General features: G+C 61.2%; 9 protein-coding genes. 6 read left to right on the plus strand and 3 right to left on the minus strand.

Annotated features, from left to right (window positions below):
- Window positions 1-18: 18 nt before the first annotated feature.
- The 3 genes from RZA33_RS12410 to RZA33_RS12420 are packed head-to-tail and all read right to left on the minus strand — an operon-like array spanning window position 19 to window position 2860.
- Complete coding sequence (locus RZA33_RS12410; protein WP_317508034.1) at window positions 19-783, minus strand: ABC transporter ATP-binding protein; 765 nt, start codon at window positions 781-783, stop codon at window positions 19-21.
- Window positions 783-1847 carry a FecCD family ABC transporter permease gene (locus RZA33_RS12415; RefSeq protein ID WP_317508035.1) on the minus strand — a complete coding sequence of 355 codons (1065 nt, stop codon included), beginning with the start codon at window positions 1845-1847 and terminating at the stop codon, window positions 783-785. Before RZA33_RS12415 ends, RZA33_RS12410 begins: the two co-directional genes overlap by 1 nt.
- A complete protein-coding gene (locus tag RZA33_RS12420) occupies window positions 1844-2860 on the minus strand; it encodes an ABC transporter substrate-binding protein (protein WP_317508036.1) in 1017 nt (338 codons plus the stop codon). Before RZA33_RS12420 ends, RZA33_RS12415 begins: the two co-directional genes overlap by 4 nt.
- Window positions 2861-3264: 404 nt before the next feature.
- Here RZA33_RS12420 and RZA33_RS12425 point away from each other — a divergent pair, with 404 nt between their 5' ends.
- The 6 genes from RZA33_RS12425 to RZA33_RS12450 are packed head-to-tail and all read left to right on the plus strand — an operon-like array spanning window position 3265 to window position 13055.
- The gene (locus RZA33_RS12425; RefSeq protein ID WP_317508124.1) at window positions 3265-5016 is read left to right on the plus strand and encodes an ATP-binding protein; all 1752 of its coding nucleotides are present in this window, start codon (window positions 3265-3267) and stop codon (window positions 5014-5016) included.
- Window positions 5013-5606: a cob(I)yrinic acid a,c-diamide adenosyltransferase gene (gene cobO, locus RZA33_RS12430; RefSeq protein WP_317508037.1), complete on the plus strand. Its 594-nt coding sequence runs from the start codon at window positions 5013-5015 to the stop codon at window positions 5604-5606. The genes RZA33_RS12425 and cobO overlap by 4 nt, the downstream gene beginning before the upstream one ends.
- Window positions 5606-6976: a cobyrinate a,c-diamide synthase gene (locus tag RZA33_RS12435; protein ID WP_317508038.1), complete on the plus strand. Its 1371-nt coding sequence runs from the start codon at window positions 5606-5608 to the stop codon at window positions 6974-6976. Before cobO ends, RZA33_RS12435 begins: the two co-directional genes overlap by 1 nt.
- Entirely contained in the window at window positions 6963-8084 is a 1122-nt protein-coding gene (gene cobW / locus RZA33_RS12440; RefSeq protein ID WP_317508039.1) for a cobalamin biosynthesis protein CobW, read from the plus strand. Before RZA33_RS12435 ends, cobW begins: the two co-directional genes overlap by 14 nt.
- A complete protein-coding gene (gene cobN / locus RZA33_RS12445) occupies window positions 8084-11926 on the plus strand; it encodes a cobaltochelatase subunit CobN (RefSeq protein WP_317508040.1) in 3843 nt (1280 codons plus the stop codon). The genes cobW and cobN overlap by 1 nt, the downstream gene beginning before the upstream one ends.
- On the plus strand, window positions 11904-13055 hold the full coding sequence (locus RZA33_RS12450) for a cobalamin biosynthesis protein CobG (RefSeq protein ID WP_317508041.1): 1152 nt from the start codon (window positions 11904-11906) through the stop codon (window positions 13053-13055). Before cobN ends, RZA33_RS12450 begins: the two co-directional genes overlap by 23 nt.
- The last annotated feature ends 18 nt before the right edge of the window (window positions 13056-13073 follow it).

Genomic DNA, 13073 nt, shown 5'->3' on the forward strand with positions numbered 1-13073 from the left:
TATCTACCGTCGAGTCGTTTAAATCGAATTGCGAAAACGCATGATCTGCTTGCCATCGACGGGGTCATTGACCACATGGGCGTGCACCCCAAAGGTCTGCCGGAGCCTGGCGGCGGTGAGCACCTCCTGGGGCAGGCCGCTATCGATCAAACGGCCGCCATCCATCACGCCGATGCGGTCACACTCCATGGCATGATTAAGATCGTGCAGCGAGATCATCACCGTGATGGGCAGTTGCCGAACCAGTTCAAGAATCGACAGCTGGTGACGAATATCCAGATGGTTGGTGGGTTCATCTAGCAGCAGAATTTTAGGCTGCTGTGCCAGCGCCCGGGCAATATGCACGCGCTGGCGCTCACCGCCCGATAGGGTATGCCAAAGACGATCCGTCATGTGTGCCATATCGACGTCGCGCAGCGCCTGCGCCACGATGGCGTCGTCTTCCTTCGACCAGGGGCGCAGCGCGGAAAGGAAGGGGGTACGACCCAGCGATACCACCTGGCGTACGGTAATGCGGTCGGTGGTATCCGCCTGCTGCTCCACCAGGGCGATAGATTGGGCGATCGCCCGTTGCTTGAGCGTGTGCATAGGCTGCTGGTCGATCAGCACCCGGCCAGCCTTGGGTTTGTTCAACCCCGCCAACAGACGCAGCAGGGAGGTTTTGCCCGAGCCGTTCGGCCCCACTAGGCCAAAGGTCTGGCCGGGCTCGACGGTAAGACTGACGTCCGTCAGCAGTGGCGTGCCGTGTACCGACCAGGCAAGCTGTTCAGCCGTTAATCGCATTAAGACCTCTTGCCGCGAATTAGGATCAGCGCAAAAGCAGGCGCGCCGATCAGCGAGGTAATCACTCCAATAGGAAGTACCTGGCCGGAGATCAGTATTCGGGAAAGAATATCCGAGCCAATCAAAAACACCGCACCGGCCAGTGCCGTGGCAGGTACCAGCCGGGTATGACGGCTGCCCACGATAAAGCGCATCGCGTGAGGGATCACTAGGCCAACAAACCCAATTGCCCCCACGATAGACACCATTACGGCTGTGACCAGTGCCATGGCAATAATCAGCATGCCGCGTACCGGGCGCACCGCAATACCCATGGAGGCGGCGCTGTCAGCACCAAAGGTAAACGCATCCAGAGAGCGCCGGTGCCATAGGCAGACCAGCAGCCCGAAAAGCGCGGCGGGCACCGCCAGGGCCACATCGGCCCAGCGCACTCCAGAGAGATTGCCCATCAGCCAAAACATGATGCCCCGAGCCTGCTCGGCGCTTGCTGACTTGGTAATGATAAACGCGGTCAGCGCATTGAACAGCTGTGAGCCTGCAATGCCCGCCAGAATAATCGCCCCCGCGGCTTGAACGCCGCGCCCGCCACCCACACCGCTGTTGGCCGCATGGGCAAGCATGATCACGATGCCGAAGGCGAGCAGGGCACCGATAAAGGCACCTAGTGAGAGCGAAAGCGCGCCTGCGCCCAGCCCGGCGACCGCCACTGCCACCGCCCCAGTAGACGCCCCGGCGGAAATGCCCATCAAGTAAGGATCGGCCAGGGGGTTGCGCAGCAGCGCTTGTAGCACAACTCCGGCCAGGGCCAAACTGGTGCCGCAACAGCCGGCGACCACGGCGCGACTAAGGCGGTAGTTCCAGATAATGCCCGCGTCGATGCGGTCAACCGCGTAATCGGCGCCCAACAGCTGATTGGCGAGTACTTTGACAATCGTCTCAACGGGAATAGATGTTTCGCCAATGGCGGTGCCCGCGATGAGTGCGGCTACTAGCACGATCGGCGTTAACCATAGCCAGCGAAGCCCAAAGCCGGTCGTAGATGACCGCGTTAACGCTATGCTCATTGGTTAAACGACATGGTTGATAGCGCCTCAGCCAGCGATTCAAGGCCATAGATAGTGCGCATGGTGGCGCTCATCGCATGGGCATCCATCTCAACGATGCGATTGTTTTTGACTGCGGTCATCTCGCGGGTCACCGGGTCGCTGCGCAGAAACTCACGCTTAGCTTCAATATCGTCAGTTGGGAAGCGGCGTCGATCCATACGAGCAATGACCAATACATCGGGGTCAGCCCTAGCGATACTCTCCCAGCCCACCGTGGGCCACTCTTCATCTGACTCAATGACATTGCGAATGCCGAGCTTGTCCATCATATAGCCCGGTGCACCGAGCTGACCCGCCATGAAGGGGCTAACCCCCAAATCCGTTGAAGAAAACCAGAATGCCGCAGAGAGATCTTCCGGCAATTCAAGACTGTTTGCCAAGTCGATGGCGCGCTCTTCACGGTCAATCAGGTCGGCCACCAGCGCTTCGCCTGTGTCTTGAACATCGTAAATCTCGGCCAGTTCGGTGATCCCTTTATAGATGGAATCCGTCGAGAAGGCGGCCGTGCGGGTGCCATCGCCGCCGGTCGAGTTATCCTTGGTGTCGCAATCGGCGGGCATGATGTAAGTGTTGATGCCCAACTCATGAAACTGATCGCGACTAGCCACGCTACCGGTGGGGCCAACGTGCCACTCGTACTGAACCGCCACCAGGTCCGGGCGTTTATTGACCACGGCCTCGAAGCTCGGGTCATCGTTGGCAATGCGTTCAATCTCTTCATTCGCTTCGGCAAATTGCGGCAAGACGGGGTTGAACCAAACCGAGGTACCATTCACGCGCTCAGCAAGCCCCAGTGAGTAGAGAATTTCTGTGGCCGATTGACCCACGGTTACCGTTTGCTCAGGAGCAGATGCCACGCTGATCTCTACACCGCAGTTGGTCAATGACACTGGGTAATCGGTTGCATCGGCCATGGCATGAGCGCTAGGCAGTAGCACAGCGGCGGTCAATAGGGCACGTACATTCTTCATGTCTGGCTTCCATAAGCGGTTAAATAGTAATGGTGACGATAGCATCAATCACCCTATCTATTGTTATGTTATAACATATTAACTATACGAGCTGTCAATAATCAAAATGATTTTAACGTAAACGTAGACAAGCTGCTTCACGAGCCCTCAGAGCGGCGAACTGGTCTCTACCCAACGCCTCCTCTATACTTGGCTGCTCAGTGTAAATACATTGTTTGTACATGGCTTTAGCGTATTTTTCTTGATGGGCATGAAATAATTTCAAGCCCTATTCCGTATTCGCGGTAAGCTGAATCAAGTAGCTTTACACGCCTTGGAATGCCTATTTAGGCGCACTCACCCGGATAGTAAGTCACTCATTATGTTACTGCCTGATAAAGCTAATACACCCCTTACCTATGGTAATGCCTGTGGTTGAGTTTCCCTTTACCGCAGTGATCGGTCAGCACGCTCTAAAAAGGGCATTGCTGCTTAATGCCATCAATCCGCACATTGGTGGGGTGCTGATTAGCGGACCCAGAGGCAGTGCCAAATCGACCTTGGCCCGAGCCCTGGCGGCTATTTTGCCTCGTAATGCTGAAGGGGCGCGTGCTCCTTTTGTCACTCTGCCCCTGGGCGCTAGTGAAGATCGGCTGGTCGGCAGTCTAGATCTGCAAAAGGTACTGACCGATGGTCAAGCCACCTTTCATGCCGGGCTGCTTGCCAAGGCCCACGGCGGGGTGCTGTATGTCGATGAGGTCAATCTGCTGCCGGATATGCTGGTTGACTTGCTGCTGGATGTCGCCGCTAGCGGTACCAATATCGTTGAGCGCGATGGCATTAGCCACTCCCACCCGGCGCGCTTTAGCCTGATCGGCACCATGAACCCGGATGAAGGTGAACTGCGCCCGCAATTGCTCGACCGTTTCGGTCTCTGCCTTGAGCAGGCGGGAGCAGTAAGCATCGACGAGCGTATTGCCATTGTGCAGCAGCGGGAAGCCTTCGACCGCGACCCGTCTGGTACGCTGCAACACTTTGAGGCTGCCCAGGCCGCCCTGACCGAGCGTATTAGCCAAGCGCAGCGCTTACTCAAAGAAGTCACCAGCGACCCCTGGGTTTATCGAACGATTGCCCATCGCTGCGAAACCGCCGGTGTAGACGGCCTGCGCGCCGACGTTACCTGGCACCGCGCTGCCCAGGCCCATGCTGCCTGGCGCAGCGTGGGGAGTGTGGAGCAGCAAGATATCGATACCGTTGAACCCTGGGTGCTGGCGCATCGGCGTACTCAGCCGCCTGAACACAACCCCCCTTCACCGCCGCCTAATCAAACACCTGCGCAAGGCGAGGGTGGTTCGTCGTCGGCGAATAACGCGCCCAGCGGCGGTTCATCCCATCATGGTGGTGAGCAGGGCCAGTGGGGCGCCATGCCCCCCATGACTCAAGAGGCGATTAACCAACCAGTGCTGAAACTGCCCGATAGCGACGGTTTTGCTCAGCGGGCTAAACACTCGGAGAGCGCGGCTAGCGCGGGTAAAGGGGAAGTAGCCGGGCGTGGCCGCTCCCAAGTTGAGACCTCGCGGCTGGACGGGTTCGCGACGCTGATCGCCAATCGTGGCCAGTGGCCCTGGCAGCAGCTAAAGATGCGCAAGTCTCGTGCTGGTCAAGCCACAGCGCACCTGGTGCTGCTGGATACATCGGGTTCCACCTTGGGGCAGCGACTGCTGGGTCAGGCAAAGGGGCTGGTCGAATCACTAGTCAGCCAAGCCTACGCCGCGCGGGAGCAGGTGGCGGTGCTGGGGTTTGGCAACGGCGGTGTCGTGCAGATACTCTCCCGTCGCCGAGCGCCCAAAAACGCGCGGAGCACTCTGGATAGTGCCAACGGTGGTGGCGGAACCCCGCTGCGGGAAGCGATTATTGAAGCCAAGCGGCTGATCCGCCAGTGGCAGCGCCGCGAGCCCGGCCTGAAGGTGCGCACCTATCTGATTACCGATGGCCGCACCCGGGAAACCGTTGACGACCTCGCCCCGCTAGAGGACTGCCTGCTGATCGACACCGAACAGTCCAAAGTCAAGCGCGGGCAGGGTGCACGCATCGCCCAGCAGCTGGGCGCGCGTTACTTGCCGGCCTCGTTTGGCCGATCCTCTGTCTCTGCACATCAACCTGGGAACCTCTCATGAGCGACGCAAGCCATTTAAATCGCATGCAGCGCAAGAAAGACGTGGTCGACGAGCGCATCAGCAAGGCGACGGAAGAGCGCGGCGTGCTGATTCTGCTAAAAGGCAACGGCAAGGGCAAAAGCAGCTCTGCCTTCGGCACCATGGCGCGTTCATTGGGGCACGGCCAGCAGTGCGCGGTGATCCAGTTCATCAAGGGCCGCCGCGAAACCGGCGAGTACCTGTTCTTTCGCGACCACCCCAAGCTTGACTGGCACATCATGGGCCACGGTTTTACCTGGGAAACCCAGAACCGTGAGCGGGACATCGAAGCCGCCCAGGCTGCCTGGGAAGTCGCCAAAGGCCTGCTGGAGAACCCCGCTTATCATATGATCGTGCTGGACGAGATGAGCTATATGTTCAAGTACGGCTATCTCGACCCCGAGCCGGTGGTAGAAGCGCTCAAGCGCCGCCCGGCGCACCAGAACGTCATCATTACCGGCCGCACCATGGCCACGCCGCTACAAGAAATCGCCGATACCATCAGCGTTGTTCAGGATGAGCGCCACGCTTTTCGTGGCGGCGTTAAAGCCCAGGCGGGGATCGAATACTGATGAGCACACCGACCGTTAGCTGCCCCGCGCTGTTTATCGCCGCCCCGGCCTCAGGCCAGGGCAAAACCACCGTCACGGCGGGCCTGGCGCGCCTGCTGCGCAATCAGGGCAAGGTGGTGCGGGTGTTCAAGACTGGCCCGGATTACCTTGACCCGCAGATTCTCGCTCAGGCCTCCGGCCAGCCGGTGGATCAGTTGGATCTATGGATGGCAGGCGAGGCCTACTGCTGCCAGCGCTTTTATGACGCCGCCTGTGAAGCGGACTTGATCCTGGTGGAAGGCGCCATGGGGCTGTTCGACGGCGAGCCCTCAAGCGCCGATCTGGCAGCCTTGTTCGATATTCCCATGGCGATCGTCATGGATGTAAAAGGCATGGCCCAGACCGCCGCCGCGCTGGTCTCGGGGTTGGTCGGCTTTCGCGACGACATTCATATCGCCGGGCTGATCGCCAATGCCTGCGGCTCGGCCCGCCACCGCGAGCTGATCGAAGGCGCGCTGCCGCCGACGATTCCTCTGCTGGCCGCCATGCCCCGCGACCCCGCGCTGTCGCTCCCCGAGCGCCACCTGGGCCTCGTGCAGGCGGCGGAGATTCGTGAGGATCTGGAAGCCCGCTTCGAGGCGGGTGCCAAGGCGCTGGAAGCCGCCGGGCTGCTGGATGCGCTCGCAGCGCTTTCACCCGTGACCTTTACCGCCCCCCAGGAACAACTTGCGGCCGTTAAGCCGTTGCTCAAGGGCCACACCATTGGCGTGGCCCGCGACGCCGCCTTCAGCTTTGTCTATCAGGCCAACCTTGACCTGCTGGAGCAGATGGGCGCCACGCTGCGCTTCTTCTCGCCGCTGACGGATAGCCACCTGCCCGAGTGCGACGCCCTCTGGCTGCCGGGGGGCTACCCGGAGCTTCACGCTCAAACGCTGGCGGATAACGACGCCATGCGTTCGGCCATTGAGGCGTTTTACCGCGCCGACAAGCCCATTCTGGCCGAGTGCGGCGGGCTGCTGTACTGCCTGGAAACCCTGACCGACTACGACGATATTACCCATACCATGCTGGGCCTGCTGCCTGGGCAGGGAGCCATGCGCGGGCGGCGGGGTTGCCAGGGGATGCAAACCGCCGAGCTGCCGGAAGGCCCGGTTCGCGGCCACGCGCACCACCGCTCCATGGCAGAAGGCACCCTCGAGCCGATTGGCCACGGCCGCCGCCAGCGGCACCCCGCACCGGGGGAGGCCATTTACCGTCAAAAGCGCCTGACGGCGACCTATTTGCATCTGTTTTTCCCTAATAATCCTGACGCTGTGGCAAGGCTCTTTTCTGCCAGCCCGGCGTACTGCGAACCGCAACACAGCGAGGCATTTACCCATGCAATTGAATAAAATTCCTGCCACGGTCGTGACCGGTTTTCTCGGCAGCGGCAAAACCACGCTGCTGGCCAATATTCTGCGTCAGGTGACCGGCAAGCGGATCGCCGTGATCGTCAATGAGTTCGGCGAGCAGGATATCGACTCCAGCCTCTTGCGCAGCTGTGCGCTGGGGTGTGAGGAGGGTAGCGAAGGCGGGCAGCTGGACGGGGAAGACGGCAGCATCTACGAACTGGCCAACGGCTGCATCTGCTGCACCGTGGAAGAGGAGTTTCTGCCGGTGATGAAAAAGCTGGTCGCTCGCCGTAACGATATCGACCATATCCTGATCGAAACCAGCGGCCTGGCGCTGCCCAAGCCGCTGGTGCAGGCGTTCAACTGGCCCGACGTGCGCCAGCACTGCACCGTGGATGCGATTATTACCGTGATCGACGGCCCTGCGGTAGCCGCTGGCCGCTATGCCAGCGACGTGGATAAGGTGGCCGCCCAGCGCCTCGCCGACGAGAGCCTGGACCACGACCCCAGCCTGCGCGAGCTGCTCGATGACCAGCTCAGCGCGGCGGATCTGGTGCTGGTCAGCAAGGCCGACCTGCTCAGCCCGGACGAGCGCACAAAGGTGGAAGCAGTGATTCAGGCGCGGGTGAGTGCCTCGGTGAAAACGCTATTTATCGATCAGACCCAGACCACCGACACCACCCAGCTGGAAGCGCTGATGGGCATTGGTGCGGCCAGCGAAGAGCATATTGATAGCATCACTAATCACCACGATAAGCACCATGCCGTCGGCGCTCACCACGATCACGCCCACGATAATTTTGATTCCTGCGTGATTACACTGGGCGAAGTCGATGGCGATGTTCTGGCCGAGAAGCTCCAGCAGCTGCTGAAAAGCTACGAGATCTACCGCGCCAAAGGCTTTGCAGCGATTCCGGGCAAACCCATGCGTCGGGTCATCCAGGCGGTAGGCGAGCGCCTGGAAGGCTACTTCGACCGGCTGTGGAGCCAGGACGAGACCCGCCAGACCCAACTGGTGATCATTGGCAAATCGCTGGACAGCCAACTGCTGCAAGACGAACTTGCCGTGGCTGAAATGAACCCTGAACAGGCGCATACGGCTACCTAATGCATTTATTTGCCGCCAAGCCCGGAGGCTTTGTCGATTATGAAGGCATCATCGACCTGCAACAGAGCCCCGCCGAGGTCGTGATACTCTCCGCCGCCGATAGCAACCTGTCGGCGCTGGCCCAGGCGGTTGACCGTCTGGGCGAGGCGTACCCTTCGGTGCGGCTGGCCAACTGGATGAACCTGGTAAAGCCAGCCGCCTATGATCTCTACGAAGATCGGGTGCTGGAAGGTGCCCGATTGGTCATCGTCTCTCTGCTTGGCGGCAAGGCCTACTGGCAGTATGGCCACGAACGTCTGCTGGCCTGGGCGGCGGCGAAATCCGAGCGCCAGCTGATACTGGTGCCGGGCTGCGATGCCCCGGATGACGCCCTGCTGGAAGACTCCACCATCCCCTTCGATGACGCTTACCGCGTGTGGCGCTACCTGCGTGAGGGCGGCACTGATAACGCCGAGCAGCTGCTGCGCTTTGTCGCCAGCGAGTATATGGATAAGGCTCTGGGCGACTGGCAAGAGCCCAAGGTCATCCCGCCAGCGGTGATTTATGCGCCGCAGGAGCAGCAGGCGTCCAGCCTCAGCGAGTGGCGAAATCGCCAGGTGCCTGGGCGTCCGGTATGCTTATTGCTGTTTTATCGTAGCCATTTGCAGGGAGCGAATACCGCCGTGCCCGATGGCATTATCGGAGCGCTTAAAGACCAGGGGCTTGAGCCGTTGGCGATCGCCGTGGCGTCCCTGAAAGAAGGGCCGTGCATTGATTTTATCAATCACCTGATTGAGCAGACCGGCGCCATGCTGGTGATCAATACCACCAGCTTTGCGGTCAATCGCAACGCCGACGGGCTGAATGCCCAGGGGGAAGAGCTACCTGAAAATCTTTTTGTAGGCCGACCCGTGGTCCTCCAGGCAATACTTGCCAGCAGCACTGCGGAAGACTGGCAGGGCATGGCCGCCGGGCTGCATAGCCGCGATGTAGCCATGCAGGTGGTGCTCCCCGAGATGGATGGCCGCATCATCACCCGCGCCGTGGGGTTTAAAGCCGAGGCCCACTACAACCCGCGCTGCCAGCTGGCGGTGACCCACCACGTGATCCACCCGGAGCGGGCCGCCTTTGTGGCCGAGCTGGCGCGGCGCATTTGTTCGCTGCGGCTGACCCCCAACGGGCAAAAGCGGGTCGCGCTGATCATGGCCAACTACCCCAATCGCGATGGCCGGATCGGTAACGGTGTCGGGCTGGATACCCCCGCGTCGACGCTGCAGATTCTCAGCGCCCTCAAGGAGGCGGGTTATCCGCTCAGCCAGCTGCCGGAAAGTGGCGATGAGTTGATCCGCCAGCTTCAGGGCGCGGTGACCAACGATCACGGCAGCCTCGACCAACGCGCCTGCTGGCAGAGCATCAGCGTTGATGACTACCTGGCCTGGTTTCAAACCCTGCCCACCGAGCTGCAGGAAACCGTATGGACGCGCTGGGGCGCACCTCACGAAGACCCCAAGTGCCGCCAAGGTCGACTGATGATCGCGGGTGTTCGTCTGGGGGAGACCTTCGTGGGTATCCAGCCGGAACGGGACTTTATCGACGATCTCACTCAGTCCTACCACGATATGGAGCTGGCGCCGCCGCATAGCTATCTGGCGTTTTACTACTGGCTGCGTGCGCACTACCAGGTCGACGCGGTCATCCACGTCGGTAAGCACGGCAACCTGGAATGGCTGCCGGGCAAAAGTATTGCCTTGAGCGCCGACTGCTGGCCGGATATTGCTCTGGGGCCGCTGCCGCACTTTTATCCGTTCATCGTCAACGACCCCGGCGAGGGCGCCCAGGCCAAACGCCGCAGTCAGGCGGTGATTATCGACCATTTGATGCCGCCGCTGGCGCGGGCCGAACTCTACGGCCCCATGGCCGAGCTTGAAGCGCTCACCGACGAATATTATCAAGCGCTGGATATGGATCCCCGCCGGGAAGCGCTGATTCGCAGCCAGATTCTCGCCCACCTGCGTGATACCGGCATCGACCAGGAACTGGCGCATGTAGTAGACGGTTTTGACAACAGTGCTGATGACGCCGAGATTCTTAACGAGCTGGATACCTTTCTTTGCGATATCAAAGAGTCCCAGATCCGTCACGGCCTGCACATACTCGGCACGCTGCCGCCGGAAGAGAAGCGGGCGGGCACTTTGGTGGCGTTGTTGCGACTACCCCGGGGCGAGGCGGTGGCAAGCCGCGGGCTGCTGCACAATCTGGCCAGCGATTTAGGCTTGGATTTTGATCCGTTAGCCGCGGGCAACGAGCCCTGGCAGGGGCCTGAACCGGCCATTTTAAGCCAACAGCTCGATACCCCCTGGCGTACCGGGGCGGATGCCCGTGAACGCCTGGAGCTGCTGGCCGAGCGCTGGGTGGCCGACTACGTCTTGGCAAACGGATGCCTGGATGACCTCGCCCAGGATTACCCCGACACGGAAGCGCAGCTGCGCTACGCCCGCGACCAGCTATGGGTCACCATGCAGCGCGGCGTTAAGATGGAGCTTCAGTCGCTGCTCGACGGCCTTGAGGGCATCTTCGTGCCCGCCGGGCCTAGCGGGGCCCCAAGCCGGGGACGGCTGGATACGCTACCCACCGGGCGCAATTTTTTCAGCGTCGATAACCGTTCGATTCCGTCGCCCGCCGCCTGGACGCTGGGCGAAAAATCCGCCCAGGCGTTTGTCGAACGCTACCTGCAGGATCACGGCGACTACCCGCGGCGGCTGGGGCTATCGATCTGGGGCACCGCCACCATGCGCACCGGTGGCGATGACATCGCTCAAGCCTTCGCGCTGATGGGCGTGCGACCTATCTGGTCGCTGGGCTCCCAGCGGGTGAGCGACTTTGAGGTGATCCCCTCGATGCTGCTCAATCGCCCACGGGTCGACGTCACGCTGCGGGTGTCCGGGTTCTTCCGCGACGCCTTCCCTAACGTGATTCGCCTATTTGACGCCGCTGTGCAGGCGGTGGCGAGCTATGCAGAGCCGGGCAACAGCAACACCATCCGCGAGGCGGTGCTTTCCCGCCAGCAGGAACTGGAAGACCAGGGGCTAAGCCCGGAGATGGCTGCCCAGGAGGCGAGCTACCGTATCTTTGGCAGCAAGCCCGGCGAATACGGCGCGGGCTTAAACCGGCTGATTGAAAACCGCGCATGGGACAGCGCCGACGATTTAGCCGAGGCCTACATGGAGACAGGCGCCTACGCCTACGGCCAGTTCAAGGAGTCGGGCACGGCCGCACGCGGCGCCTTCGAACAGCAGCTCCAGGGGCTGGATGCGGTGATGCAAAACCAGGATAACCGCGAGCACGATATTCTCGATTCCAACAGCTACTACGCCTTCCAGGGCGGCATGGCTAACGCCACCCGCTCGCTGAGCGGGAAGGCGCCGGAGATTTACCACGCCGACCACGCTAACCCTGCAATGCCCAAGATCCGCACGCTCAAGGAAGAGCTGGCCAAGGTGATTCGTTCGCGAGTTTTGAACCCCAAATGGATTAACGCCATGCGCGAGCACGGCTACAAAGGCGCTTTTGAGATGGCCGCCACGGTGGACTACCTGTTTGCCTACGACGCCACCACCGATCTGATTGCCGACTACCAGTACGCCCAGGTGAGCGACGCCCTGGTGCTCGACGCCGCCAATCAGCAGTTCCTGCGCGAGCACAACCCGGCCGCCCTGGAAGAAATGGCGGAACGATTACTCGAAGCCGCCCAGCGGGGCATGTGGCAAGCCCCTGGCGAGCACGGTGAAGCGCTGCAAGACTTGCTGCTGGAAATGGACGAAGCCAAAGAGGCCCATGGTCATGCCGCCCAGCCCGCGCATTAAAGGCTGGTGCCCCGGCGCGTGGCGACCCATGGCCACCGGCGACGGTTGGCTTGTACGCGTGCGCCCGCCGCTGGGTCAGCTTTCGCGGGAACAGGTATTGGCAATGTGCGACGCCGCCGAGACCTTCGGCAGCGGTTTGATCGAGCTCACCAGCCGGGCCAACCTGCAGCTGCGTGGGGTGACCGACGAAAGCTGGCCGCCGCTGATGGCGTTTCTGGTCGAACATCAGCTAGTGAGCGACGACCCGGAAGTAGAACGCCAGCCACAGCTGATGCTGGCGCCGGCCTGTCAAAAGGGCGATGACACCCCTACCATTGCCCGCTTGTTGCAGGCGCGGGGCAGTGAATTGGCATCCATGCCCGGCAAGGTCGGTATCGCCATTGATGCGGGAAACGCGCCGTTGCTTGGCGACAGCGCCGCTGATTTTCGAATCGAGCGCTCGATGGAAGGCGGCCTGCTGGTTCGCGCCGATGGCTACGCGCTAGGCACGGCGGTGAGCGATACCGAGGCCGCCGTCGAGCAGCTGATACGGCTGACCCACTGGTTCGTGGACAGCGGCGGCTGGGCGTCAGGCCGTATGCGGCGGCATGCAGCACCGCTGCCCGATTGGGCGCCTGCTGATACCGCCCCCGCATCCCCCGGCGAGAAGCTGGCGCTGGGCGAACATCACGAGGGCATGGTGGTTGGCCTGCCTTTTGGCCGGGTGGCGGCTGAAACGCTTCGCGAGGCTGTCTCCCAAACAAGTGCCCGCGTCGTGCAGGTCACCCCCTGGCGGCGCCTGTTGTTGAAGGATTGCGATACACTACCCGCGGTTGATGGCTTGATCCGTCATAATAGTGACCCGCGGCTAGCGATGGACGCCTGCCCTGGCGCGCCCTTTTGCGAACAGGCGAGTGTCGCCACCCAGCCGCTTGCCGAGAAGCTAAGCGGCTGGGTGGAAGGCACTGTGCATATATCCGGCTGCGCTAAAGGCTGCGCCCGTCGCGCCCCAGCCGATGTGTGCTTGGTCGGGCAAGCAGGTCGATTTAATGTTGTTGTTAACGGCGGTGCCGATAGCACCCCGGTTAAGACAGGCCTCACCGAGTGTGAGGTGGTTGGTTTTTTGAGAAAGCTCAGCGAAAACAGTTAGGTTGTTCCTCGGTAGCAG

Origin of the sequence: Halovibrio sp. HP20-59, assembly GCF_033052795.2 — a bacterium.
In the GTDB taxonomy this organism is placed as follows: domain Bacteria; phylum Pseudomonadota; class Gammaproteobacteria; order Pseudomonadales; family Halomonadaceae; genus Vreelandella.